The following is a 24,959-nucleotide window of genomic DNA, read 5'->3' as shown; positions in this document are numbered from 1 at the left end:
GCAGGGGGGACCCTGTGGGAGAGTAGGACGCCGCCGAACAATTATTGCGAGAGAGCCCCGCACCGGGAACGGTGCGGGGCTTTCTGCATTTCAGGAGGTTTTCAGGACGGTGTCACGAGTTTCGTGTCGTACGCCAGGATGACCGCCTGGACGCGGTCGCGCGAGCCGGTCTTGGCGAGGACGCGGCCCACGTGCGTCTTCACCGTCGACTCGGCCAGATGCAGGCGCTCCGCTATCTCCGTGTTGGTCCAGCCGAGGCCCAGGGCACGCAGGATCTCGCTCTCCCGTTCGGTGAGGGCGGCCAGGCGGGCATCGGGGGAATCCTGCGTGTCCTCGGGAGCCGGCAGGTGGTGGACGTAGGCGTCGAGCAGGCGGCGGGTGAGGCTCGGGGCCACCACGGCGTCTCCGGTTGCCACGGCCCGGATGCCGGAGAGCAGCTCCTCGGGCTGGGCGTCCTTGACGAGGAAGCCGGAGGCGCCGGCGCGCAGACCGGCGTAGGCGTACTCGTCGAGGTCGAAGGTGGTGAGGATGAGGATCCGGCTGCGGCCTCCTGAGGCGACGATGCGGCGGGTGGTCTCGATGCCGTCCAGGCCCGGCATGCGGACGTCCATGAGGACGACGTCGGGGTGGAGTTCGGCTGCCGAGCGGGCGGCTTCCGAGCCGTTGGCCGCCTCCCCGACGACTGTCATGTCGTCCTGGCTCTCCAGGAGCATCCGGAAACCGAACCGCTGGAGGGGCTGGTCGTCGGCGATGAGGACGGTGGTCACTGCGGGGATTCCTCCGGGAGGTGTAGGTGGACGCGCCAGCCCTGCTCGGGGCGGGGGCGTGGGCCGGCCTCAAGTGTGCCGCCGTACAGGGCGGTCCGCTCCCGCATCCCTGGAAGTCCTCGGCCGTCGGTCGGGGCGCCGGGCCGGGCGGCGCGGCCCGTGTCCGTGATCGTGAGGGTGACGGCGCCACCGTCGCCGTAGGAGAGGGTGATGTCGGCGGTGGCGTCGGGCCCCGCGTGCTTGAGGGTGTTGGTCAGGGCCTCCTGGATCACGCGGTAGACGGCGAGCTGACGGCCGGCGGGGAGGTCGGGCCGACCGTGGACGGTCGCGCGGACGGGGAGGCCGGCCCGGCGGACGCCGTCGATGAGTGGGGCGAGGTCGGTGAGGGTGGGCTGGGGAGCCAGCTCCGCCGGTCCCGGGCGGCTCTGCTCGTCGTCGCGCAGGACGTCGAGGAGACGGCGGAGTTCGCCCATGGCCTGGCGGCTGGTGTCGCCGATCGCGTCGAGGGCCTGGGCGGCGCGCTCCGGGGACTTGGCGGCGGCGTACCGGCCACCGTCCGCCAGGCCGGTGATGACGGAGAGGTTGTGGCCGATGATGTCGTGCATCTCGCGGGCGATACGCGCGCGTTCCGCGGCGGCGGCGAGCTGGGCCTGCTGGTCGCGTTCGACCTCCAGGCGGCGGGCGCGGTCCTCGAGGGCGGCGGTGTAGTTCCGTCGGGTGCGGACCGTGACGCCGATGAGAGCCGCCACGCCGATGGAGAGCAGCTGCGATCCGAGCTGCTGGTTCCAGGAGCCCGCGCCGTCCCCGTAGCGGACGGCCGAGACGAGAACCTGGGTGAGGACCAGGGGGGTCGCCCAGCACAGGGCACGCAGGGGCAGGCGCAGGGCGATGTGGAAGACGACGAGGAGTTGGAGCATGGCCGCCTGGAGGATGGCGCCCGTCCAGGCGTTGACGACGGCGACCGGGGCCATCGCGAGCAGTACCGCGCCCGGGTGGCTGCGGCGCCACAGGAGCGGGATGGTGAAGCCCAGGGTCATGACGAGCAGCAGCCAGCCGGGCACGTCCAGGTTGTGGGCGATGCTGCGCCAGCCGCCGCCGGTGTAGTCGATGAGGCCGGCCGTGACCCAGAGGGCGGTGAGGTGCAGATCCCAGACGAGCGGTCGGCGTCGGTCGAAGGCCCGTACCCGGCGGACCACGCGTTGGACGTGCTCGGTGAGGGGGTCGGCGGCTCTTTCCTCGGTCACGGGCTCCATCCGGACATCGTCGGGCCTTCGGGCCGGGCGGGCGTCCGCCTCGGGGCCGTATATGAGGTGAGGGGCGTAGTACCGGGGTATTACGGTGGCCCGCATGAGTGCCTCGGTCCCCGGTGACTACGTCATCCGCTCCATACGCGCCGACGAGTGGCCCGCCGTGAAGGAACTGCGGCTGCGAGCGCTGCGGGACCCGCTGGCGCACCTCGCGTTCCTGGAGACGTACGACGACGCCGCGGGCCGGCCGGACTCGTACTGGCGGGAGCGGGCGGCGAAGGCCGCCGAGGGCGCGTCCGGGGCGCGGCAGTTCGTCGCCGAGGGGCCGGAGGGCCTGTGGCTCGGCACGCTGGCCGTCCTGGTCGAGGAGGCCGGGACCACCGACTGGGCGGGGCTGCCCGTGGAGCGGCGGCAGGGGCACGTGGTCGGGGTGTTCGTACGGCCCGAGTGGCGGGGGAGCGGGCTGACCAAGGCGCTCTTCGCCGCCGGGCTGGAGTGGGCGTGGGCGTGCGGCCTGGAGCGGGTGCGGCTCATCGTCCACCCGGACAACGGGCGGGCGCAGGGCGCTTACCGGAAGGCCGGGTTCGCGCCGACCGGGCGGACGGTGCCGCTGGTGGGCGGGGAGCCCGGTGAGGTCGAGTGGGAGTTCGCGGTCGAGCGCTGACGCGGCCGTGTGTTCGCGGGCTCAGACCGGGAGTTCGTCGTGGGGCCAGCGGGCGCGGCCCTGTTCGCGGGAGCGGAGGAGGGCCAGGGTCGGCAGGCCGAGGTCCGCTCCGGTGGTGAGCAGTTCCGGGAGCTGGGGGAGCGGCGCGACGGCGGCCACGTCGTCCAGGACCAGGGTGAGTGGTGGGTCGAGGCGACCGGAGGATGACCGTTCGGCCATGCGCCGGCCGCTCTCGACCACGCTTGAGACGAGCGCCGTCAGCAGCGGCATCGCGCCGGGGCTCGTCCGAGGGTCCTCGATGGATTCACCCACCACGTAAAGGGTTCCCTGTTCGTGCACGAAGGAATCCAAGGCGAGGGCATCAGTTCGGTTGGGGGTGCAGGCTTCGCGGATGTTGACCGTCGAGAGGGCGGCCAGGGCCCGGGTGGTCAGCTGCTGGGCCATGTCCCGGCGGTCGGGGTGGGCGGTGAGGGCGCCTTCGAGTTCGCCCGCGGCGCCGGGTGCCGCCTTGGGGTTGGTACGGAGGATGCGTACGGCGTCCTGGATCTGCAGGCCCTGGGACCAGCGGTGGACGTGGCGGACGGTGCGGCCGTCGATGGCGGCGGCGTGGAGGTAGCTGCGCAGGAGCAGTTCGGCGGTGTCGCCGAGGGCCTGGTCGAGCCGGGCGGTGGGACGGACCGGCGCGAGGAGGGCGGCCGCTCGGGCCGTGGCCGTCTGTCTGTCCTCGCAGCCGGTGGTGGGGGACCAGTGGAGGCGGGCCGGGGTGTCGCAGAGGTGGCCGGGGTCGTAGAGGTGGCAGGGGCCGAGCTTGGCGCGGGCGTCCTTGGTGTCCGACCAGAGGGCCGGGTTCGAGGTGATGACGAGGGCGGCGCCTTCCGCTGCGCGCAGGGCGTCTGCGGCGGTTTCGGCGCGGGCGTCCGGGGGGCCGTAGTGGACCGTGCCTTCGGCGCGGGGGGTTTCCCACCCGCCCAGTCGTTTACCGTCGGCCACAGAGGTGAGGGGTTCCTCCGCCGGTGCCGGCACCGGCTGCTGCGGTGCCTGCGGTGCCCTCGGGGTCGGCACCTCCTGAACCTGCTCCGGCTCCCGTACGGCCGTCGTCCTCGCCGTGGTCCTCGCCTCGGCCCGCCGTCGCCGCCGTACCGCACGCCACCGCGCCACGGTCCCCATCACGAACACGCTCAGCACGACCAGCACCATCAGCTGGCCGATGAAAAGCCCCCAGAAGAGCCCCCACCCGGAGAGGCCGGAGGCGGGCGCGTCCGGCCAGGCGCCGGGGATGTCGTGGGGTTCGGCGATCAGGTGGCGCATGGCCGGGGGCGTGCCGGTGAAGGTGACGCCGGCGGGCCAGGAGCCGTGGGCGAACAGAGCGGCGAGACCGGTCGCCGTCCACACCAGCAGGGTCGTGCCGAGGAGGAAGGCGAGTATGCCGAGCAGCAGGCCGTCCGGGATGCCGCCGCCCTGGCCGCTCCGCCGCTGGTCGTCCGGTCTCATCTGCCCCGTGCCTCCCCCTCGCCTAGGCCACCGTCGATTCGGACGAGTCGCCGATGTGCTGTTCCACGAACGCCGCCGCCCGTTCCTCCGCCTCCAGTTCGGCGGCGCGCAGGGCGTCGTCGGTGAAGTCCGCGGAGGACTCGGTCATCGCGCGGTCGGTGAAGACCAGCGGGCGTTCGGTCTCCGTGATCAGGTGCTTGACCACCTGGACGTTGCCGTTCACGTCCCAGACCGCGATGCCCGGCGTGAGCGTGGGGATGATCTCCACGGCCCAGCGTGGCAGGCCGAGGACGCGCCCCGTGGCCCGTGCCTCGTCGGCCTTCTGGGCGTAGATGGTCCGGGTGGAGGCCATCTTGAGGATGGCCGCGGCCTCCCGGGCCGCCGCGCCGTCCACGACGTCCGACAGGTGGTGCACCACCGCCACGAACGACAGGCCCAGCCGCCGCCCGAACTTCAGCAGCCGCTGGAACAGCTGGGCCACGAACGGGCTGTTGATGATGTGCCAGGCCTCCTCGACCAGGAAGATGCGCTTCTTCCGGTCGGGGCGGATCCAGGTGTGCTCCAGCCACACGCCCACGATCGCCATGAGGATCGGCATGGCGATGGAGTTGCGGTCGATGTGGGAGAGGTCGAAGACGATGAGCGGGGCGTCGAGGTCGATGCCGACCGTCGTCGGGCCGTCGAACATGCCGCGCAGGTCGCCGTCGACGAGGCGGTCGAGGACGAGCGCCACGTCCAGGCCCCACGCCCGTACGTCGTCTATGGCGACGTTCATCGCCTCGGCCGACTCCGGCTCGGGGTGGCGGAGCTGCTCGACGATGTCGGTGAGGACCGGCTGGCGTTCGACGATGGTCTCGTTGACGTAGGCGTGCGCGACCTTGAGCGCGAAGCCGGAGCGCTCGTCGAGGCCGTGGCCCATCGCGACCTCGATGATCGTCCTCAGCAGCGCGAGCTGGCCCGTCGTCGTGATCGCCGGATCGAGCGGGTTGAGCCGGATGCCGTGGTCCAGGGCGGCCATCGGGTCGAGGCGGATGGGAGTTATGCCCAGCTCCTCGGCGATGAGGTTCCACTCGCCGACGCCGTCCTCGCCCTGGGCGTCCAGGACGACGACCTGGCGGTCGCGGAAGCGGAGCTGTCGCAGGACGTACGTCTTCTCCAGCGCCGACTTGCCGTTCCCGGACTCCCCGAGGACCAGCCAGTGCGGGGCGGGGAGCTGCTGGCCGTAGAGCTGGAAGGGGTCGTAGATGTAGCCCTTGCCGGAGTAGACCTCGCGGCCAATGATCACGCCGGAGTCGCCGAGGCCGGGGGCGGCGGTCGGCAGGTAGACGGCCTGCGCCTGGCCCGTGGAGGTGCGGACGGGCAGGCGGGTCGTCTCCACCTTCCCGAAGAGGAAGGACGTGAAGGCTTCGGTGAGGACGGTCAGCGGGTCCCGCATCAGGCTCAGCCCCTACCTTCGGATGCCGGTGGCGAACGGAAGTGTGTTCACGAAGGCGCGGTGGTGCTCACGGTCGCACCACTCCAGTTTCAGGTACGACTTACCGGCCGAGGCCCTTATCGTCCGCTTGTCGCGGGCCAGCGCCTCGGGGGAACGGGAGGAGACGGTGATGTAGCCGACCAGGTTGACGCCGGCGGCTCCGCTGGCGAGGTCCTCGCCCCGTTGGTCCAGGCGGCCGTGGGCGGCGATGTCGCGCGGGTCGACGGTGCGGTTCATCTTGGCGGCGCGGGAGGCCTCGGCCTCGTCGTTGGTCTTCTCGGTCAGCATGCGCTCGATGGCGACCTCGGTGGGCTCGAGGTCCATCGTGACGGCGACCGTGCGGATGACGTCCGGAGTGTGGACCAGGAGGGGCGCCAGGAAGTTGACGCCCACCGGGGTCATCGGCCACTCCTTGATCCAGGCGGTGGCGTGGCACCAGGGGGCGCGGGTGGAGGACTCACGGGTCTTCGCCTGGAGGTAGGTGGGCTCCATGGCGTCCAGCTCGGCCGGCCAGGCGTTGCGCTTGGTCATCGCCTGGATGTGGTCGATGGGGTGGTCCGGGTCGTACATGGCGTGGATGAGGGAGGCGAGCCGCCCCTGCCCCAACGGCTGGCGTACGCGGATGTCGGCCTCCTGGAGGCGCGAGCAGATGTCGGTCAGCTCGCGCGCCATGACCACCGCCAGGCCCGCGTCCCGGTCCAGCTTCCGCCCGTTCTGCGGGCGGGCGGCGCGGGCCATGGCGTTGGCCTCGGCCGCCAGCTCGCGTGTGTAGTGCATGCAGGCGATGAGGTAGGCGCGGTGCTGCTCGCTGCTGGTGGACACCATCGACTGGAGCTGGTCGTACGACTGCTGCAGCCACGGGAGCGCCTTGTCGTCGCCGCGCTGGGCCACGTCCTTGGCGTGCGCGTCGGGGTCGGCCGGGAGGGTGCGGGCGAGCATCTGGATGCGGGTGACGAAGCCGTCGCCGTTGGCCACGTGCTTGAGCAGGGTGCCGAAGCGGTCGACGAGGGCTTCCTGGTCCTCGGAGTCGCGCAGGCCGACGCCGGGGCCCTCGATCTCGATCGCGGCCGTCACCGTCTTGCGGTCGGCGTGCAGGAGTACGGCGATCTCGTCCGGGCCGAAGGGCGCGGCAAGCCAGGTGATGCGGCCGATGCCGGGCGGCGGGCCGACCTCGACCTCCCGGCCGTCGAGCCGGGTGCCGGCCTCGATGGCGCCGGAGCGGTAGGTGGTGCCGTTGCGCAGTGTCCGCTTGTAACTGCGGTTGATCTCGAACCACCGGTAGAACGTCCGGTGCTTGTACGGCACGTAGACGGCCGCCAGCGCGAGCATCGGGAAGCCGACGAGCAGCACGATGCGCAGGGTCAGGACGGGGACGAGGAGCCCGCACATCATGCCGAGGAACGCGCCGACGACGATCAGCGCGATCTCACCGGTCTCGCGGTTGCGGCCGACGATCGCGTTCGGCCGGGCGCGGCCGATCAGATACGTACGGCGGGGCGTGACCGGATGGGACACGTGGGACTCGGTCGTCAACGCCCGTCACCTCCTGTGCTCTTGGTGCTGCTGTTGCGGTTGTTGCTGGCGTGCGGGGTGTTCACCGGGCTGCCGGAGCGCGGTGCGGGTGCGGCGGAGGGGACAGTTCCGCCGCCGCCGTTCGAGGGGCGCGAGCTGTGCGCGGCGACTCCGCCGGAGGCGGGGTTGGAGGGGCGGGACGCGGAGGAGGAGCCGCCGCTCTGGCTGCCGCCGCCTCCGCCGTCGCCGTTGTGGCGGGAGCTGTGGGTCCTGATGCCCTGGGCGACGAGGTTCGCCGGGGAGCTGATCACGGCGGCGGCCTTGCCCTCGGCGCCCTGCATGATCCGGTTGTTGCGGCCGCTCGCGATCTCGTCGCCGAAGCCGGGGACGAAACGGTAGATCATCGCGGACGCGAAGATGGCGAGCAGGATGATCGCGAGGCCGGAGACGACGGCGGAGAAGGCGTCCGGCCCGTCGTCGGCGGAGAGCGCCCCGGCGAGCCCGAGCACGATGACGATGACGGGCTTCACGAGGATGACCGCGATCATGATCCCGGCCCAGCGGCGGACGTGTCCCCACAGGTTCTTGTCGACCAGGCCGGCGTAGACGACGGTGCCGAGCAGGGCGCCGACGTAGAGCAACGCGGCGCGGATGACCAGCTCCAGCCACAGGACGCCGGCGGCGAGAATCGACACCAGGGAGACGACGATCAGCATAATCGGTCCGCCGCCGATGTCCTCGCCCTTCTTCAGGGCGCCGGAGAACGTGCCGAAGAACGTGTTCGTCTGGTCGCCGGTGGTCTGGGCGAGGACGTCCGTGACGCCGTCGGTCGCGGACACGACCGTGTAGAGGATCAGCGGCGTGAACGCCGACGCCAGGACGGTGAGCCAGAGGAACCCGATGGCCTCGGAGAGCGCGGTACTGAGGGGGACGCCGCGCACGGCACGCTTCGCTACCGCGAGCAGCCAGAGGACGAGCGTGAGGACGGTCGACGCCGCGAAGACGACGGCGTACTGCTGGAGAAACTTCGGGTTCGTGAAGTCGACGTTCGCGGTGTCCTCGACGGCGGCACTGAGCTTGTCGACGGTCCACGCGGCGGCGTCGGCGCAGCCCTTGGCGAGGGAGGAGAGGGGGTCGAGGGTGGAGGTGATGCCGGGGGTGTCGGCTCCGCCGCCGGATCCTGTGCCGGAGTTTCCGTCTTCGCAGTAGTCCTTGGCGGGGCCGCGGATGAGGTCGCAGGGATCGTCGCTGTCGGCCGGGCTTGGGGTCGGTGTCGGAGCAGCGGCCGCGCGGGTCGCCAGGAGCGCCATGGCCGCCGGTACGGAGACAAGGACGGTCGTGACCTTGAGAAGGCGTTGGTCAGCGCGCATAGGTGAACCCTCCGAACTCCTCGACGGCCTTCGACATTTCGTCGGGAGCGGAGGCCCGCTGATCGCGCCCGATCGGCACCGGGCCGTCCTTCTGCTGGAAGTCGATGACCTTCCAGTCGTTGCCGGTCCAAGTCAGCTGGTAGGTGGTGGTGTACCAGCTCTCGGTGACCGGGTTGGTCGACTTGCCACCGGACAGCCCGAAGAGCGACGTGTACCAGACCTCGACGGTGGCCTTGTCGGCGCTTGACTCCGTGACCTTGGTACCAACCGGGATCACGCGCGAGACGAACGTTTGACCGCCGGGCGCTTTGCCGTTCTTGTCGAGCCCGATGTTGGACAGGAACTTCGGGCTCGAGTAGGCCTCCTCCAAATCGGCCTGCCGGGAAGCAGCGACGTCGGGGGCATAGACGGTGTTCACGATGTCCTGGCGTTTGGCCTTGTCGAACATGTCGGCCGACCCCAAAGCCACCGCATAGTTCGCCGCCGCGCTCTGCGCCCCCTGCTCGTCATGGGCGAAGCCCGACTGGACCGGCGCGGTTCCGGACGGGGCCGTCGATGACGTCTTCGGTTTGTCCGTGGCCGCGTCGGCGGAATCGGAGTCCCCTCCTCCACGGTTCGCGAAGGCGATCGCGGCGATGAGGAGGACGACGACGCCGACCACGGTGACCAGGCTTCTGGACGACGAACGGCCGCCGCGCCGGTGTCCGCCCTCGTCCTCGGGCAGCCGCATCCGCGTCCCGCTCGTGCCGCCGTAACCGCCGGAGGACTCGTGGTCGTCTCCGAGACTCATGCCGCGTACGCCCCCTCGACGTCGTGTCTGCCGTAGAAGTACGACGGTAGCCGTGCTGGTTCCCGCGCGGGCGCGGTGTGGTGACTCGACATCAGGGAAACGCAACCTCAGCCGGTTGGCACGACGGGCGGGTGGGGTGGAGGGTGAGGAACGGACGTGAGCGTGGCTATACGGCCATCCCGTACACGATGGTGAAGAGCGTGCCGAGGGAGCCGATGATGAACACGCCCGTCAGCCCGGCGATGATGAGACCCTTGCCCTGCTCGGCGCTGAAGGTGTCCCTCAGGGCCGTGGCTCCGATGCGCTGCTTGGCGGCGCCCCAGATGGCGATGCCGAGGCAGAGCAGGATCGCAACGGCCATGACGACCTGGACCATCGTCTTCGCCTCGGCTCCCAGCGCACCGAAGGGGCCCCAGTCCGGAGCGATCCCCCCGATGATGGTGTTGATGTCTCCCTCGTCGGCCGCAAAGAGCATGTAAGTCACCGCCCCTGTTGGGTAGTTCCGCATCCTCTGCGGGCATGCAGAGGTCAGGCCTCATTGTCGCCGACAAATCCGCCGTCGTATGTCGACTTGGCGTCATTGATTGGCAGGTTTCGTACGGATAGCTTGCCACCGGCCCGCGCCGACCCCTAAGAGGGCCGGGCGGACCGGTGTGCGATGAGTCGTATGGTCACTCTGTGTATCACGGCATGTTACGCCTAGCAATGATGCTGGAGCGCAACCTGTCGCGTGGTTGTGTCGTTGGACCCTTCTACGCACCCACGAAGTGATCGAACTCGCCGGCCTTCACGCCGAGCACGAAGGCGTCCCACTCCTGACGGCCCGTCGTGACGACGGCATCTCGGGCGCCGGGACCGCGGACGCGTACGGGGGTGTCCGCGGTGGTGCTTCAGCAGTCTCCGCGTGACGCCGAGGCCGCGTACCGCAACTTCTTCGCCTTCCTCCAGGGCGGCCGCAAAGGAGCCAGGAGTGGACGGCCTCGCTTCAAGTGCCGCAAGGAGGCCCGGCAGTCGGTCCGGTTCACCGCCAACGCCCGCAGCCTGCCCTCCACGCCCTCGTCCGTCACCGTGGCCTCACCCACTTCGCGGTCCTCTCCGACGGCACGAAGATCGACTCCCCGCGCTTCCTGCGGCGTGCGGAGAAGGAGCTGAAGAAGGCCCGGCGGGAGCTGACCCGCAAGCAGAAAGGATCGAAGAACCGTGCCAAGGCCCGCCTGAAGGTCGCTCGCGCCCACGCCAAGGTCACCCGGCTTCCGGGACGGGGAGCAGCCCGGCACCGCGGCCCCGGCGGACGCCGGGCGTGGGCTGGCACTGGTGCGGGCCTGCGCCGACGCCGTCGGCGTGTCCGTGCTGCGTGAGCTGGACGCGTCGATGGGAGGCAAGCTGCTGTGGGCCGAGTCCCGAAGCCGCCCCGAAGAGGTGCGCGACATGGCTGGAAAGTGTTATTGAACGGCCCCGACATGGGGGAAAGTTGGGCCATGCGGAAGTTGTGGGTCGGGGCCGGTGTCGCGGTTGCCCTCGGGATGGGCTTCGTGATGCTGCTCGTCGTGGGCGTCTACGTGGTCGCCGGGAATCTGGCCAACGGCGTCGGGAGCGGGTCGAAGAGGCTCGCGAAGGGGTCCGTTCCCGCGGCGTACCAGCCGCTCGTGCAGAAGTGGGGCAATCTCTGTCCCGCCATCAACCCCGCGCTGCTCGCCGCCCAGCTCTACCAGGAGAGCGGCTTCAACCCGAAGGCCCAGAGCCACGCTGCCGCGCAGGGCATAGCGCAGTTCATCCCGGGGACGTGGGCGACGCACGGGATCGACGGGGACGGTGACGGGGACCGGGACGTCTGGGACCCGGCGGACGCCATCCCGTCGGCGGCGTCGTACGACTGCACCCTCGCGTCCTACGTGAAGGACGTGCCCGGCAACCCGACCGAGAACATGCTGGCCTCCTACAACGCGGGGGCCGGCGCGGTGATCCAGTACCAGGGCGTGCCGCCGTACAAGGAGACCCAGAACTACGTCAAGGTCATCCGGAGCCTGGAGAAGAGCTTCGCGGCGCCCGAGGGGCGCGTCGACCCCTCCGAGCAGGCCGCCGGGGCCATCGCCTACGCGCAGGAGAAGCTCGGGACGCCCTATCTGTGGGGCGGTAACGGGACGGCTGATCAGGGTGGGCGGTTCGACTGTTCGGGACTGACCAAGGCGGCGTACGAGAGTGTGGGGATCACGCTGCCGCGGGTGGCCAACGACCAGTACAACGCGGGGCCGCATCCCAGCCGGGAGGAGTTGCTCCCGGGGGACCTGGTGTTCTTCTCGGACGACCTCACCAACTCGCGGGCGATCCGGCACGTGGGGATCTACGTCGGCGGCGGGTACATGATCGACGCGCCGCGGACGGGCGCCGTGATCCGGTTCGACCCGATCGACACGCCGGACTACTTCGGGGCGACCCGGGTGACGGAAGATGGCGCGAAAGCGTTGCCCACCACGGTGTGAATGCCATGGTTTGGACACAGCGTGAACCCGTGCCCTGAGCTGCGACGACGTGTCTCTCTTCGATAACGTCTGCGTGATCATTCAGTGGAGTGTGGAACGTATCAACGGGGGCCGTGCGTTCCTGTTGTCGTGTAGGTGTGCGGGACAAGAGGAGCCGGCGGATCTACTGACCACGGGGGTGGCAGAGGAAAGGCGTGCGCACAGTGCGCCGCAGGACATGACGAAGGGGCCGCAGCACCATGGCTGGACTCGCCGAATCCGGGTCGAACCCCGACGTCGAGCTGCTCTACGACATCAACGGTTTGGCCAAGGACGCGCCGCACTGGTTCGACCGGGTCATGGAGTTCGTCGGTGAGTACGGACTGCTGTTCGCGATCGTGCTGATGGTGCTGTGGTGCTGGTGGGGCGTGCGGCGGCGGGGCGGTGAGGACGCGGCGTCCTCGGTGGCCGCGCTGGTGTGGGCGCCGCTCGCGGCCGGTGTCGCGGTGCTGGTCAACGTCCCGATACGGGGTTTCGTGGAGCGGCCACGGCCGTTCAAGACCCATGACGGGCTGGAAGTGCTGGTCGCCGGGAAGGACGACTTCTCGTTCGTCAGCGATCACGCGACGCTGTGCATGGCGCTCGCCGTCGCACTGTTCGTCGCCAACCGGAAGTTCGGGCTCGGCGCGATCGTGCTGGCGCTGTTCGGCGGTTTCATCCGGGTCTACATGGGCGTGCACTACCCGACGGACGTCATCGGCGGCTTCGCCCTCGGTACGGCGGTCGCGCTGCTGCTGTCGCCGGTCGCCATGGCGCTGCTGACGCCGCTGACCCGTGCCGTCGAGCGGTCGCCCCGGGTGGGATGGCTGGTGCGCGCGCGGGGGCGAGACGGTGCCGACGGGCGCGGCGCCGTGATTCCGGGGGCCCGCAAGGAGAGCGCCGAGGCGGACGAGCGGGATCTCGCCGCCTGAGGCAGACGTCCCCCACTTCGGTAACGCACGCGGCGGCCCTTTCAGGCCGCCGCGTGCGTTTTCGCGTCCGTCCGGGCCTGGCTTCTCGCCCTGCGGGCCGGGCCGCGCCAGCCGCAGCTGCAGCGGGCCAGGCAGAAGCGGCCCTGTTCGGTCGTCGTCGTGAGGTGTTCCGGCTCCGGTCCGGGGGCTTCCCCGGGGGCTTCCAGCCCGTCCTGCTGCGCCACGCCGTCCACGTTACCGGCGTCACCTGCCCCTCGTTAACCGGGTCGGCAGGGGGTCCGGAGCGGGCGTGACGGCTGGGGTAGGTGGCGATGGTCGGGCGGGAGCGGAAGAGGGAGCGGCGGGGCAGGAGGGGGGTCGGTGGTCTCGCCGTCGCCGGGGGCGTGGTCTGTGTGTGGCTGGCCGGGAGCGGGTGTTCCGGGGAGGGAGCCGCCGTCCGGGGCGCGGGCGGCGGTGATCCGGTCGCCGTGCTGCAGCGGGCCGCCGACCGGCTGGTGGCCGCCGGGAGCGCCAAGGCGCGCACCGCGATGGAGATGGCCAGCGGCGGGACACGGGTGACCATCCGGGGCGAGGGCGTCTACGACTTCGAGCGGCGGTTCGGCCGGCTGGAGGTGCGGCTGCCCCAGGACCCCGCGGGCGCGAGCGAGCACCGGCCGATCACCGAACTGCTCGCACCGGGGGCCCTGTTCATGAAGAACCGGGGAGCCGGCGTGCCCGACGACAAGTGGGTGCGGGTGGAGACCGCCTCGCTGTCCGACGGGAACCTCGTGACCGGAGGGGCGACCGACCCCTTCGCCGCCGCCGAGGTGCTGCGGGGGACGCGGACGGCGACGTACGTGGGGCGGACCGAGGTCGGCGGGACTGAGGTGCGGCACTACCGGGGGACCGCCGACCTGGGGCGGGCGGCGCGGGGCGCCTCCGACGGCAACAAGGACGCGCTGGCGGCGGCGGCCGACGGGTTCGCCACCGCCGAGGTGCCCTTCGACGCCTACCTCGACGACGAGGGCCGCATCCGCAAGGTCCGGCACCGCTTCAGCTTCGTCAACGGGCGGGACGAGGGCACCGTCGACGTCTCCTCGACGACGCTGCTCTACGATTTCGGCGCCGCCGTCCGCGTACGGCTGCCGGACGACGAGGACATCTACGCCGGCAAGATCGCGGCGGGGCCGGGCGGCGACAAGAACTAGCCCTTCCGTGCCATGCGCGGTGTGTAGGCCGCTCCCTACTCTAGGAAGTCGGTGACGGCAGAGACGAGGTGACGCGCGTGGCTCCGGTCGGCGGTACGGCGGTACAGGACCACGTGGCCCTCGCCGAGATCGAGCTGTGCGGCGAGCTGATCATCGCGGCGTCGGCCGCCCGGGAGCGGCTCAGTCTGGAGAGCATCGACGAAGTGCTGCGGGTGGCCGAGGAGCGCAGGTCCGCTCCGGCCGACCGGTAGCGGCTCGCCGGGGCCGCCCGGGGTCAGGTGCGCAGCAGGCGGCCGATCGCCTTCGTGGCCTCCTCCACCTTCGCGTCGATCTCGGCGCCGCCCTTGACGGCCGCGTCGGCGACGCAGTGGCGCAGGTGTTCCTCCAGGAGTTGCAGGGCGAAGGACTGCAGGGCCTTCGTGGAGGCGGAGACCTGGGTCAGTATGTCGATGCAGTAGACGTCCTCGTCGACCATCCGCTGCAGGCCGCGGATCTGGCCCTCGATGCGGCGCAGCCGCTTGAGGTGCTCGCCCTTCTGCTTGTGGTAGCCGTGCACGCCCCGGTCGTGGTCGGTCACGACGTCCGTGCCGTCCGTCTCCACCTCGTTCGCCTCGTCCACGGCGGGGGAGGGCGCACCTGCGCCGGCCTCAGTGGTCGTCATCGCGTCCTCCTGTGAGATTGGGCAGATAGCGGACATATACCCCTGGCGGGTATATGGTAACGAACTTTGCGGGGTAAGGGGCCCTCGGGAGGAAACCCTGGCTGTCGCCCGGGTGTCGCCCCCCTGCTCATCAGTCTTCCTGATGGGCGACACTGGGGGACGGCCCGTTAGCCGTGGCCGGATGATGCGCCTAGCATCAGCCTGACCGAAACCGATGCACCCCGAGGACCCCACGTGCGCTTTCGTCTGACCCCCAGGGAGACGAGCTTCTACGACATGTTCGCCGCTTCCGCGGACAACATCGTCACGGGCTCGAAACTCCTGATGGAACTGCTCGGGGCGGACGCATCCGCCCGGGCCGAGATCGCAGAGCGTATGCGGGCCGCCGAACACGCCGGTGACGACGCCACGCACGCGATCTTCCACCAGTTGAACTCCTCGTTCATCACGCCCTTCGACCGCGAGGACATCTACAACCTCGCCTCCTCCCTCGACGACATCATGGACTTCATGGAGGAGGCCGTCGACCTGGTCGTCCTCTACAACATCGAGGAACTGCCCAAGGGCGTCGAGCAGCAGATCGAGGTGCTGGCGCGGGCCGCCGAGCTGACCGCCGAGGCCATGCCGAACCTGCGGACCATGGACAACCTCACCGAGTACTGGATCGAGGTCAACCGGCTCGAGAACCAGGCCGACCAGATCCACCGCAAGCTGCTCGCCCACCTCTTCAACGGCAAGTACGAGGCCATCGAGGTGCTGAAGCTCAAGCAGATCGTCGACGTGCTCGAGGAAGCGGCCGACGCGTTCGAGCACGTGGCGAACACGGTGGAGACCATCGCGGTCAAGGAGTCCTGACCCCTTCATGGACACCTTCGCACTGGTCGTGACCATCGGGGTCGCGCTCTTCTTCACGTACACCAACGGTTTCCACGACTCGGCGAACGCGATCGCGACGTCCGTGTCGACGCGCGCGCTGACGCCCCGCGCGGCGCTCGCGATGGCCGCCGTCATGAACCTCGCCGGCGCGTTCCTCGGCTCCGGGGTCGCCAAGACCGTCAGTGAGGGGCTGATCGAGACGCCCGAGGGCTCGAAGGGAATGGGGATTCTCTTCGCGGCGCTCGTGGGCGCGATCGTCTGGAATCTCATCACCTGGTACTTCGGGCTGCCGTCGTCCTCGTCGCACGCGTTGTTCGGCGGGATGGTGGGGGCCGCACTGGCCGGGAGCACGACCGTGTACTGGCACGGGGTCGTCGACAAGATCGTCATTCCGATGTTCGTGTCGCCGGTGGTCGGTCTGATCGCCGGTTACCTGGTGATGACGGCCATCATGTGGATCTTCCGGCGGGCCAACCCGCACAAGGCGAAGCGGGGCTTCCGTATCGCGCAGACGGTGTCCGCGGCGGGTATGGCGCTGGGGCACGGTCTGCAGGACGCGCAGAAGACGATGGGCATCGTGGTGATGGCGCTGGTCATCGCCGATGTCGAGGACTACGGCGATCCCATTCCGGTGTGGGTGAAGATCGCGTGCGCGCTGATGCTGTCCGCGGGGACGTACGCGGGGGGCTGGCGGATCATGCGGACGCTGGGGCGGAAGATCATCGAGCTGGATCCGCCGCAGGGGTTCGCCGCGGAGACCACGGGGGCCTCGATCATGTTCGGGTCCGCGTTCCTGTTCCACGCGCCGATCTCCACGACGCATGTGATCACGTCGTCGATCATGGGTGTGGGGGCTACGAAGCGGGTGAACGCCGTGCGGTGGGGCGTTGCGCGGAACATCATCGTGGGCTGGTTCATCACGATGCCGGCGGCCGCGGTGGTGGCGGCGGTGTCGTTCTGGATCGTGAATCTGGCGTTCCTGTAGCCGCTCACCCGCGGCTGCGGCAGGCAAGAGGGCCCGCCCCCGACGGGGGCGGGCCCTTTGTGCTCCTCGCGGTGGCACCGCCATGCAGCACCGCGAGGGGATCGGGGTGGGGGTCTAGCCGAAGCGGCCGGAGATGTAGTCCTCCGTGGCCTGGACCGACGGGTTGGAGAAGATGCGCTCCGTCTCGTCGATCTCGATCAGCTTGCCGGGCTGGCCGACCGCCGCCAGGTTGAAGAACGCCGTGCGGTCGGAGACACGCGCCGCCTGCTGCATGTTGTGCGTCACGATGACGATCGTGAAGCGCTCCTTCAGCTCGCCGATCAGGTCCTCGATGGCGAGGGTGGAGATCGGGTCCAGGGCGGAGCAGGGCTCGTCCATGAGCAGGACGTTCGGCTCGACGGCGATGGCGCGGGCGATGCACAGGCGCTGCTGCTGGCCGCCGGAGAGGCCGGAGCCCGGCTTGTTCAGGCGGTCCTTCACCTCGTTCCAGAGGTTGGCACCGCGCAGCGACTTCTCGACGACGTCGTCCATCTCGGACTTCTTGTACTTGCCGTTGAGCTTCAGGCCGGCCGCGACGTTGTCGTACACCGACATGGTCGGGAACGGGTTCGGGCGCTGGAAGACCATGCCGACCTCGCGGCGCACGGCCACCGGGTCGATGCCGGCGCCGTAGAGGTTCTCGTCGTCCAGCATGACCTTGCCGTCGACGCGGCCGCCGGGCGTGACCTCGTGCATGCGGTTGAGCGTGCGCAGGAAGGTGGACTTGCCGCAGCCGGAGGGGCCGATGAAGGCGGTCACGGAGCGGGGCTCGACGGTCATCGAGATGTCCTCGATGGCCAGGAAGGAGCCGTAGTAGGCGTTGAGGCCGCTGACGTCTATGCGCTTGGCCATGGGTATCACTTCTTCTTTCGCGTGTCCGGATCGCTGACTGTTCTTGCCGCGGCCGCGTCAGCGACCCGTCTTCGGGGCCTTCCAGCGGGCGATCCCGCGGGCCACGAGGTTGAGGATCATGATGAACGCGATGAGCGTCAGGGCCGCCGCCCAGGCACGGTCGTAGGCGGGGTCGGAACCGGCGGTGTACTGGAGGTAGATGTACATCGGCAGCGATTCCTGCGGATCCTGGAACGGGTTCGCGTTGATGAAGTCCGTGCCCCAGACCAGCAGCAGCACGGGCGCCGTCTCGCCGGTGATGCGGGCGACGGACAGCATGACGCCGGTGACGATGCCGCCGATCGAGGTGGGCAGGACGACCTTCAGGATCGTGCGCCACTTCGGCACGCCGAGCGCCAGCGACGCCTCGCGCAGCTCGTTGGGGACGAGCTTGAGCATCTCCTCGGTGGAGCGGACGACCACGGGGATCATCAGGATGGACAGGGCGAACGAACCGGCGACACCGGAGGGGCCCATGTCCAGGATGAGGACCCACAGGCTGAGGATGAACAGACCCGCGACGATCGACGGGATGCCCGTCATCACGTCCACGAAGAACGTGACCGCCTTGGCGAGCCGGCCGCGCCCGTACTCGACCAGGTAGATCGCGGTGAGCACACCGACCGGCACGGAGAACAGGGTGGCGAGGCCGACCTGCTCCAGGGTGCCGAGGATGGCGTGGTAGATGCCGCCGCCGGGCTCGTAGTCGGCGACCACGCCCATCGAGTGGGTGAGGAAGTAGCCGTCGAGGACCTCGACGCCCCGCTTGACGGTCTCCCAGATCAGGGACAGCAGCGGGATCAGAGCCAGCAGGAACGCGACCCAGACCATGCTGGTCGCCACCCGGTCCTTGGCCTGCCGCCCGCCCTCGACACCCGCCGAGATGGCGTACGTGCCGCCGACGAAGAGGACCACGGCGATCAGGGCCCACTGGATGCTGCTGTTCAGCCCGGCCACGGTGCTGATGCCGAGGCCGGCGAGGGTCGCGCCGGCCGCCACCGCCCACGGGAACCACTTGGGCAGGGTGGCGCCGCGCAGGGAGCTGCGGCTCTTGGGGGTGAGGGTTGCGTTGCTCATGCGTTGGCCCCCGAGTACTCCTTGCGGCGAGCGATGATCATGCGGGCACCGCCGTTGACCAGCAGCGTGATGACGAACAGCACCAGACCGGAGGCGATCAGCGCGTCCCGGCCCATCACGGTCGCCTCGTTGAACTTGCTGGCGATGTTCTGGGCGAAGGTGCCGCCGCCCGGGTCGAGCAGGCTGGCGTTGATGTCGAAGGTCGGCGAGAGGACCATGGCCACGGCCATCGTCTCGCCGAGGGCGCGCCCGAGGCCGAGCATCGAGGCGGAGATGATGCCGGAGCGGCCGAAGGGGATCACCGACATCCGGATGACCTCCCAGCGCGTGGCGCCGAGGGCCAGGGCGGCCTCCTCGTGCATGCGCGGGACCTGCCGGAAGACCTCGCGGCTGACGTTGGTGATGATCGGCAGGATCATGATCGCGAGCAGGACGCCCACGGTGAGCATCGAGCGCGGCGCGCCGCCGCTCCACTCGAAGATGCCGGTCCAGCCGAGGTACTCGTCCAGCCAGCCGAAGAGCCCGTCCATGTGCGGCACGAGGAAGAGCGCGCCCCACAGGCCGTAGACGATCGAGGGCACGGCGGCGAGCAGGTCGATCACGTACGCGATGACGCCGCCCAGCTTGCGGGGCGCGTAGTGCGTGATGAACAGGGCGATGCCGACCGAGATCGGGACGGCGATGGCCATCGCGATGACCGACGACACGACGGTGCCGTAGACCAGGACGGCGATGCCGAACTGCGGCGGGTCGCCGCTGGGGTTCCACTCGAAGCTGGTGAGGAAGTTGGCCTCGTTCTCGCTGATGGCGAGGATGGCGCGGTAGGTGAGGAAGGCCGCGATGGCGGCCATGATGGCCAGCACCAGGATGCCGGACCCGCGGGAGAGCCCGAGGAAGACCCGGTCGCCGGGGCGGGTGGCGCCGCGGGTGGCGCGCTTGCCGTCCTTGCCGGGGGGCTGGTGCGGTACGGGGGCTGCTGCTGGCTTCTGGGGGTCAGTGGTTATGTCCATCGGGTTCTCCGGTCTGCGGAGCCGCCGCTGTGACGGCGGCTCGGGCGGAGCCCGTCGGGCTCCTGGCGGCGGTGCACCGGACGGTGCGGTCCGGTCCCCGGTCGGGGGCCGGACCGCACTCGGGTCAGCTCAGGCCCGAGATGGTCTCGCGGACCTTGGTGATGATCTCGGTGGGCATCGGGGCGTAGCCGGCGTCCTTCAGCAGGCCCTGGCCGTCCTCCGAGGCGATGTAGTTGAGGAAGGACTTGGTGGCGGGCAGGGTCTCGGCCTTGTTGCCCTTGTCGCAGACGATCTCGTACGTGACGAGGACGATCGGGTAGGCGCCGTCGGCGGCCGGCGTGTAGTCCAGCTCCAGCGCGAGGTCCTTGCCAGTGCCGACGATCTTGGCGGCGCCGATGGCGGCGGTGGCGTTGTCGACGGTGGCCTTGACCGGCTCGGCGGCCTCGGTCTTGATGTCGACGGTCTTGATGCCGCCCTTGGCGTACGACAGCTCGAAGTACGAGATGGCGCCGGGGGTCTGCTTCACCTGGCCGGCCAGGCCGGAGGAGCCCTGCGCGGACTGGCCGCCCTTGGCCTCCCAGGACTTGCCCGGCTCGTACTTCCAGGCGTCGGGCGCGGCGGCCTTGAGGTACTTGGTGAAGTTGTCGGTGGTGCCGGACTCGTCCGAGCGGTGGAAGGCCTGGATCTTCAGGTCGGGCAGCTTCGCGTCGGGGTTGAGCTTGGCGATCGCCTCGTCGTTCCAGTTGGTGATCTGGCTGTCGAAGATCTTGGCGAGCGTCGGGGCGTCCAGGGCGAGGGTGTCGACGCCCGGGACGTTGAAGCCGACGGCGATGGGGCCGCCGACCATCGGCAGGTCGATGGCCTGGCCGTCCTTGCAGACCTTCTTCGACGCCTCGATCTCGTCCGGCTTCAGCGCGGAGTCCGAGCCGGCGAACGCGGTCTGGCCCTGCGTGAAGGCGGTGATGCCCGCGCCGGAACCGGTCGGGTTGTAGTTGATCTGGACGCCGTTGCAGGCCGCGACGTACTGCTTGACCCAGGCGTCGATCGCGTTCTTCTGCGCGGACGAGCCGGACGCCTGGAGCTGGCCCTTGGCGTCGTCGCACTTGATGTTGCTGTTGGCGGCGGCGCTGGCGTCGCCGCCGTTGCTGTTGCCGCCGGTGTCGTCGGAGCCGCACGCCGTGAGGGCCAGGGCGCCGGAGACGGCGAGAGCACCGAGAGCGAGGGCCCGCCGGTTCTTGCGCTGAAGCTTCACTTGAGGGAGTTCCTTCCAGGAGCCGCCGTCCTGAATTCGGCGGCGTGCGAGGACTGCGCTGAAGACTGGGCGATACGGCCGCGTTCTCGGGGTGCGTCCCGTATCGGTAAGGCCGAAATTAGGCAGAACAGGTGAAGCCGCCGATGGCCGTAAATGAACGCGGGGTGAACCCCTGTGGTCGGTGCGGTGAGGTCACGGAACGCTTACGTCAAGGACACGGAGTGGTCCCGGCGGGCAGCGCCGTGAGGAGGGCGTCGACGAGGGAGCGGTCGCCGGGCCGGGTGAGGCGGGCGCGGGCTTGTGCGGGCGCCAGCCACAGGATGCGGTCCACCTCGTCGGAGGGGGTGAAGGCGCCGGTCGTGGCCGCCGCCGCCCAGTACCTGACCTCCTTGGGGCGGCCGTCGGCGAGGTAGCGCACGCGGGGCAGCTCGGCGCCGGGCGCGGCGGCGTACCCCGTCTCCTCCGCCACCTCGCGCAGCGCGCCCGCGAGCGGGTCCTCGCCGCGCTTGAGCTTGCCCTTCGGGTGCGACCAGTCGTCGTACTTCGGCCGGTGGACGAGGCACAGCTCCAGGCCCGGGGGGCGGGGCGAGCGGCGCCACAGGACGCAGCCCGCCGCGCGGACGGCGGTGTGGGCGGCGGCCGGGTCCGCGGGGGCCTCGTCGGGGCTCACGGTGTGTGTCGCCTCCAGTCCTGCGAGAGCGCCTAGGGCAGCCTGATGGGTTCCTTGCGCCAGCTGTGCTGGAACGCGTACCTCGCCGCCTCCACCTCATGCCGCTGGTCGGCGTGGAGCACGCCGAGCGCGTACGCCGTCGCGGGCGCGATGCGCGGTGTGCGCGCGGCCTGGGCGGCGGCAGCGGCGGCCTCGGAGGCGTCGCGGTGGCGGTCCAGGGCCTCGCCGGCCGCCAGGAGGCGTACGTCCGTGCCGCCGTCGGTCCCGTCGGCGTGCTCGCCGGACAGCACCTCGAGCGCGTACCGGTGCAGGCGCAGCAGCAGGCGGACCTGGTGCCACTGGGCGTCCTGGGGGTGGGGCGCCGGGTCCGGGGAGAGGCCGTGGATCAGGGCCTGGGCGTTGTACGGGCTGCCCGCGGTGACCAGCGGGAGCGCGGCCACGGCGTCGGTGAGGCGGTCCCGGGCCGCGGCGGCCAGGGGGCGCAGGTCGGTGGTGGACGCCGCGGTGTCCTTCAGCGGCACCTCGCTGGCCAGTAAGGCCACCTTGTCGGCGACCGCGTGGAAGCGGCTGCTGCCCAGCGCCTGGAGGGCCGTGGAGTGCGCCCGGGTACGGGCCAGGGTCAGCTGGCGGTCGAGCAGCGCGCCCGCCTTGGCCGCGCCCACGGTGAGGCTGCCGCGGTCGGCGGGGGACGGGCGGGTGGCGGTGAGGGGCGCGGGGGAGTCCGCGCCGGTGGGCGCGGACACGGTGGGGGTGGTGCGGCCCGCCTGCTGCTGGGTGGGGAACAGCGCCGTCCCCGACAGCCGGTGCAGGGCCTGGAGCAGGCGTTCCAGCCGGGACGCGTACGCGTGCTCCAGCGCCAGCGTGCCGGACAGCCACGCCAGCTCGGGGCGCATGGACTCCGCCCACTCGGCGTCCAGCAGCGGCTGGAAGGTGTGCAGGGTGCCGCTGAGGCGGCGGGCCGCGCGGCGCAGGGCGCGGGCCGCGTCGACGGGGCCGTCGGGGGCGGGGGCCCCGTCCCGGCCGTGTGCTCCGGCCCCGCGCGCTCCGGGTCCCTGGGCCCCGGTGGCGTGCGCGCCCGCGCCGGTCTCCCGGTGCAGGCGCAGGGCGCGGAGGAACTCCGTGGCCTGGGCGCGCAGGTAGCTCGCGAGGGCGTCACCGCCCGCGGGCGCCGGCGGCGGCCCGGCGGCGGCCGCGGGGTCCGTCGGTTCAAGGTGTTGCTGTGCCACGCCGGCGCCTCCGGGCGTCAATGAGCATCTCCTGGACGTTGCGCAGGGGCTGGCCGTCCGGGTCCGTCGCGTGCCGCGTCCACTCGCCGTCCGAGCCGAGGTGCCAGGACGCGGTGGAGTCGGACATGCCGGTCTCCAGCAGCCGGTTCAGAGCCGCCCGGTGGGCCGGGTCGACGACCCTGACCAGGGCTTCTATCCGGCGGTCGAGGTTGCGGTGCATCATGTCGGCGCTGCCGAACCAGACCTCCGGCTCGCCGCCGCCTCCGAAGGCGAAGACGCGGGAGTGCTCCAGGAAGCGGCCGAGGACCGAACGGACCCGGATGTTCTCCGACAGGCCCGCCACGTCCGGGCGCAGCGCGCAGATCCCGCGCACCCACACGTCGACCGGGACGCCCGCCTGGGACGCGCGGTAGCAGGCGTCGATCACGGCCTCGTCGACCATCGAGTTGACCTTGATGCGGACGTAGGCGGGACGGCCGGCGCGGTGGTGCTGGATCTCCTTGTGGATGCGGGAGACCAGGCCGTCGCGCAGGGACTTCGGAGCCACGAGGAGGCGGCGGTAGGTCTCGCGCCGGGAGTAGCCGGAGAGCCGGTTGAACAGGTCGGAGAGGTCCGCGCCGACCTGCGGGTCGGCGGTGAGCAGGCCCAGGTCCTCGTAGAGGCGGGCGGTCTTCGGGTGGTAGTTGCCGGTGCCGACGTGGCTGTAGCGGCGCAGTGTCTCGCCCTCCTGGCGGACCACCAGCGACAGCTTGCAGTGGGTCTTCAGGCCGACCAGCCCGTAGACGACGTGGCAGCCGGCCTCCTCCAGCTTGCGGGCCCACTTGATGTTCGCGTGCTCGTCGAAGCGCGCCTTGATCTCGACCAGCACCAGGACCTGCTTGCCGGCCTCGGCGGCCTCGATGAGCGCGTCGACTATCGGGGAGTCGCCGGAGGTCCGGTACAGCGTCTGCTTGATCGCCAGGACGTCCGGGTCGGTGGCCGCCTGCTCCAGGAAGGCCTGCACGGAGGTGGAGAAGGAGTCGTACGGGTGGTGCAGGAGGACGTCGCGGCTGCGCAGGGCGGCGAAGACGTCCGGCGCGGAGGCGGACTCGACCTCCGCGAGGTCGCGGTGGGTGCCGGCGACGAACTTCGGGTACTTCAGCTCGGGCCGGTCCAGGCCGTGGATGCGGAAGAGGCCGGTGAGGTCCAGGGGGCCCGGGAGCGGGTACACCTCGGCCTCGCTGACCTTCAGTTCACGGACCAGGAGGTCGAGCACCTCGCGGTCGATGGACTCCTCGACCTCCAGGCGCACCGGCGGGCCGAAGCGGCGCCGCATCAGCTCCTTCTCCAGCGCCTTGAGGAGGTTCTCGGCGTCGTCCTCCTCCACCTCCAGGTCCTCGTTGCGGGTGACGCGGAAGGCGTGGCTCTCCAGGACCTCCATGCCCGGGAACAGCTCCTCCAGGTGGGCCGCGATGACGTCCTCGATGGGGACGAAGCGGCCCGGGGAGGCCTCCAGGAAGCGGGAGAGCAGCGGGGGGACCTTGACCCGGGCGAAGTGGCGGTGGCCGGTGACCGGGTTGCGGACGACGACCGCGAGGTTCAGGGAGAGGCCCGAGATGTACGGGAAGGGGTGCGCCGGGTCGACGGCGAGCGGGGTGAGGACCGGGAAGATCTGGTGCCGGAAGAGGGTGAACAGGCGGGCCTGTTCCTTCTCCGCCAGCTCGCTCCAGCGGACCAGGTGGATGCCCTCCTCGGCGAGGGAGGGGGCCACGTCCTCCTGGAAGCAGGCGGCGTGCCGGGCCATCAGCTCGCGCGAGCGCGCCCAGATCATCTCCAGCACCTCGCGGGGCTGGAGGCCGGAGGCGGAACGGGTGGCGACGCCTGCGGCGATGCGGCGCTTCAGGCCGGCGACGCGGACCATGAAGAACTCGTCCAGGTTGCTGGCGAAGATCGCGAGGAAGTTGGCGCGCTCCAGGACGGGCGTGTTCGGGTCCTCGGCCAGTTCCAGCACGCGTTCGTTGAACGCGAGCCAGCTGCGCTCCCGGTCCAGGAAGCGGCCCTGCGGGAGCTTGGTGCCGTCCGCCTGGAGCCCCTGGGACTCCTCCGACTCCTCGTACGCGTCGAGGTCGGCGTCGATGTCCGGTTCCAGGTCGGAGACGGTCGCGGCCACCGTGTGCGGGCGGTGCGCGGCGATGGAGCCCACGGAGGGCTGCGGGTGCTGGACCTCTGCCTGGGTGTTCGGCTGCCTCATGAACCCATTCTTCCGCGCAGCGCGCAGGACAGGCGCGTCGGAAGGCGCGTGATGCCCTGCTCCTGGTTGCTCCGGCACGGTCGGCTGCATTCGGCGAGGGTCGCAAGGCA

Annotated in this window: 24 protein-coding genes and 2 pseudogenes; 8 read left to right on the top strand and 18 right to left on the bottom strand. The window is 70.6% G+C overall.

The window, feature by feature from the left end; translation table 11 throughout:
- Positions 1–101: 101 nt before the first annotated feature.
- Together ACFW47_RS14245 and ACFW47_RS14240 are read right to left on the bottom strand one after the other, a co-directional pair.
- Complete coding sequence (locus ACFW47_RS14245; RefSeq protein ID WP_386305927.1) at positions 102–767, bottom strand: response regulator; 666 nt, start codon at positions 765–767, stop codon at positions 102–104.
- On the bottom strand, positions 764–2,020 hold the full coding sequence (locus ACFW47_RS14240; RefSeq protein ID WP_386280349.1) for a sensor histidine kinase: 1,257 nt from the start codon (positions 2,018–2,020) through the stop codon (positions 764–766). The genes ACFW47_RS14245 and ACFW47_RS14240 overlap by 4 nt, the downstream gene beginning before the upstream one ends.
- Before the next feature lie 94 nt (positions 2,021–2,114).
- Here ACFW47_RS14240 and ACFW47_RS14235 point away from each other — a divergent pair, with 94 nt between their 5' ends.
- On the top strand, positions 2,115–2,678 hold the full coding sequence (locus tag ACFW47_RS14235) for a GNAT family N-acetyltransferase (protein WP_386305926.1): 564 nt from the start codon (positions 2,115–2,117) through the stop codon (positions 2,676–2,678).
- Positions 2,679–2,699: 21 nt separating this feature from the next.
- Here ACFW47_RS14235 and ACFW47_RS14230 read toward each other — a convergent pair whose 3' ends face one another.
- The 7 genes and pseudogenes from ACFW47_RS14230 to ACFW47_RS14200 form a co-directional block, all read right to left on the bottom strand.
- Positions 2,700–4,169, bottom strand: a complete 1,470-nt coding sequence (locus ACFW47_RS14230; RefSeq protein WP_386280354.1) for a type IV secretory system conjugative DNA transfer family protein — start codon at positions 4,167–4,169, stop codon at positions 2,700–2,702.
- A gap of 22 nt (positions 4,170–4,191) precedes the next feature.
- Entirely contained in the window at positions 4,192–5,604 is a 1,413-nt protein-coding gene (locus ACFW47_RS14225) for an ATP-binding protein (protein ID WP_043382084.1), read from the bottom strand.
- Between the two features lie 12 nt (positions 5,605–5,616).
- Positions 5,617–7,176 carry an SCO6880 family protein gene (locus ACFW47_RS14220; protein ID WP_386280358.1) on the bottom strand — a complete coding sequence of 520 codons (1,560 nt, stop codon included), beginning with the start codon at positions 7,174–7,176 and terminating at the stop codon, positions 5,617–5,619.
- Positions 7,173–8,525 carry a hypothetical protein gene (locus ACFW47_RS14215; protein ID WP_386305925.1) on the bottom strand — a complete coding sequence of 451 codons (1,353 nt, stop codon included), beginning with the start codon at positions 8,523–8,525 and terminating at the stop codon, positions 7,173–7,175. Before ACFW47_RS14215 ends, ACFW47_RS14220 begins: the two co-directional genes overlap by 4 nt.
- Positions 8,515–9,315, bottom strand: a complete 801-nt coding sequence (locus ACFW47_RS14210; RefSeq protein WP_386305924.1) for a hypothetical protein — start codon at positions 9,313–9,315, stop codon at positions 8,515–8,517. The genes ACFW47_RS14215 and ACFW47_RS14210 overlap by 11 nt, the downstream gene beginning before the upstream one ends.
- Before the next feature lie 166 nt (positions 9,316–9,481).
- Positions 9,482–9,790, bottom strand: coding sequence for a membrane protein (locus tag ACFW47_RS14205; RefSeq protein ID WP_019326783.1), 309 nt, complete (start codon positions 9,788–9,790; stop codon positions 9,482–9,484).
- A gap of 277 nt (positions 9,791–10,067) precedes the next feature.
- Positions 10,068–10,157: pseudogene (locus ACFW47_RS14200) on the bottom strand (DUF397 domain-containing protein); the annotation flags it as partial.
- Here ACFW47_RS14200 and ACFW47_RS14195 point away from each other — a divergent pair.
- From ACFW47_RS14195 to ACFW47_RS14185, 3 genes and pseudogenes are all read left to right on the top strand, one after another.
- Positions 10,144–10,559, top strand: a pseudogene (locus ACFW47_RS14195) (transposase); the annotation flags it as partial. The pseudogenes ACFW47_RS14200 and ACFW47_RS14195 sit on opposite strands and share 14 nt — an antisense overlap.
- Before the next feature lie 216 nt (positions 10,560–10,775).
- A complete protein-coding gene (locus ACFW47_RS14190; protein WP_386280368.1) occupies positions 10,776–11,795 on the top strand; it encodes an NlpC/P60 family protein in 1,020 nt (339 codons plus the stop codon).
- 239 nt (positions 11,796–12,034) lie between these two features.
- Complete coding sequence (locus ACFW47_RS14185; RefSeq protein ID WP_386280371.1) at positions 12,035–12,745, top strand: phosphatase PAP2 family protein; 711 nt, start codon at positions 12,035–12,037, stop codon at positions 12,743–12,745.
- A 41-nt stretch (positions 12,746–12,786) separates the two neighbouring features.
- On the opposite strand, the gene ACFW47_RS14180 is transcribed toward ACFW47_RS14185, so the two are convergent.
- On the bottom strand, positions 12,787–12,969 hold the full coding sequence (locus ACFW47_RS14180; RefSeq protein WP_386280374.1) for a hypothetical protein: 183 nt from the start codon (positions 12,967–12,969) through the stop codon (positions 12,787–12,789).
- Between the two features lie 87 nt (positions 12,970–13,056).
- Between ACFW47_RS14180 and ACFW47_RS14175 the strand changes: the two genes are divergently transcribed.
- Positions 13,057–13,932 (top strand): hypothetical protein, encoded by an 876-nt coding sequence (locus ACFW47_RS14175; RefSeq protein WP_386305923.1) that lies wholly within the window; start codon positions 13,057–13,059, stop codon positions 13,930–13,932.
- Positions 13,933–14,000: 68 nt separating this feature from the next.
- Positions 14,001–14,183, top strand: coding sequence for a hypothetical protein (locus tag ACFW47_RS14170; RefSeq protein ID WP_386280379.1), 183 nt, complete (start codon positions 14,001–14,003; stop codon positions 14,181–14,183).
- A 23-nt stretch (positions 14,184–14,206) separates the two neighbouring features.
- On the opposite strand, the gene ACFW47_RS14165 is transcribed toward ACFW47_RS14170, so the two are convergent.
- Complete coding sequence (locus tag ACFW47_RS14165) at positions 14,207–14,593, bottom strand: metal-sensitive transcriptional regulator (protein WP_386305922.1); 387 nt, start codon at positions 14,591–14,593, stop codon at positions 14,207–14,209.
- 234 nt (positions 14,594–14,827) lie between these two features.
- On the opposite strand from ACFW47_RS14165, the gene ACFW47_RS14160 reads away from it, so the two are divergent.
- Both ACFW47_RS14160 and pitH read left to right on the top strand, forming a co-directional pair.
- Complete coding sequence (locus tag ACFW47_RS14160; protein ID WP_030403626.1) at positions 14,828–15,448, top strand: DUF47 domain-containing protein; 621 nt, start codon at positions 14,828–14,830, stop codon at positions 15,446–15,448.
- 7 nt (positions 15,449–15,455) lie between these two features.
- Complete coding sequence (pitH, locus tag ACFW47_RS14155) at positions 15,456–16,454, top strand: low-affinity phosphate transporter PitH (protein WP_386280383.1); 999 nt, start codon at positions 15,456–15,458, stop codon at positions 16,452–16,454.
- 114 nt (positions 16,455–16,568) lie between these two features.
- Here pitH and pstB read toward each other — a convergent pair whose 3' ends face one another.
- The 7 genes from pstB to ACFW47_RS14120 all read right to left on the bottom strand — a co-directional run bounded on the left by pstB (position 16,569) and on the right by ACFW47_RS14120 (position 24,849).
- Positions 16,569–17,345: a phosphate ABC transporter ATP-binding protein PstB gene (pstB, locus tag ACFW47_RS14150; RefSeq protein ID WP_100046999.1), complete on the bottom strand. Its 777-nt coding sequence runs from the start codon at positions 17,343–17,345 to the stop codon at positions 16,569–16,571.
- A gap of 57 nt (positions 17,346–17,402) precedes the next feature.
- A complete protein-coding gene (pstA, locus tag ACFW47_RS14145) occupies positions 17,403–18,461 on the bottom strand; it encodes a phosphate ABC transporter permease PstA (RefSeq protein WP_386280386.1) in 1,059 nt (352 codons plus the stop codon).
- Positions 18,458–19,471, bottom strand: a complete 1,014-nt coding sequence (gene pstC / locus ACFW47_RS14140) for a phosphate ABC transporter permease subunit PstC (protein ID WP_386280389.1) — start codon at positions 19,469–19,471, stop codon at positions 18,458–18,460. The genes pstA and pstC overlap by 4 nt, the downstream gene beginning before the upstream one ends.
- Positions 19,472–19,595: 124 nt before the next feature.
- Entirely contained in the window at positions 19,596–20,723 is a 1,128-nt protein-coding gene (gene pstS / locus ACFW47_RS14135; protein WP_386280392.1) for a phosphate ABC transporter substrate-binding protein PstS, read from the bottom strand.
- Positions 20,724–20,931: 208 nt separating this feature from the next.
- A complete protein-coding gene (locus ACFW47_RS14130; protein ID WP_386305921.1) occupies positions 20,932–21,393 on the bottom strand; it encodes an NUDIX hydrolase in 462 nt (153 codons plus the stop codon).
- 32 nt (positions 21,394–21,425) lie between these two features.
- Positions 21,426–22,619: a CHAD domain-containing protein gene (locus tag ACFW47_RS14125; RefSeq protein ID WP_386280397.1), complete on the bottom strand. Its 1,194-nt coding sequence runs from the start codon at positions 22,617–22,619 to the stop codon at positions 21,426–21,428.
- The gene (locus ACFW47_RS14120) at positions 22,600–24,849 is read right to left on the bottom strand and encodes an RNA degradosome polyphosphate kinase (protein WP_386280400.1); all 2,250 of its coding nucleotides are present in this window, start codon (positions 24,847–24,849) and stop codon (positions 22,600–22,602) included. The genes ACFW47_RS14125 and ACFW47_RS14120 overlap by 20 nt, the downstream gene beginning before the upstream one ends.
- Positions 24,850–24,959 lie beyond the last annotated feature (110 nt).

Source organism: Streptomyces sp. NPDC058796 (assembly GCF_042745235.1).
Taxonomy (GTDB): Bacteria; Actinomycetota; Actinomycetes; order Streptomycetales; family Streptomycetaceae; genus Streptomyces.
The sequence above is the reverse complement of the archived record's forward strand: the minus strand, read 5'-3'. Positions and strand labels throughout refer to the sequence as shown.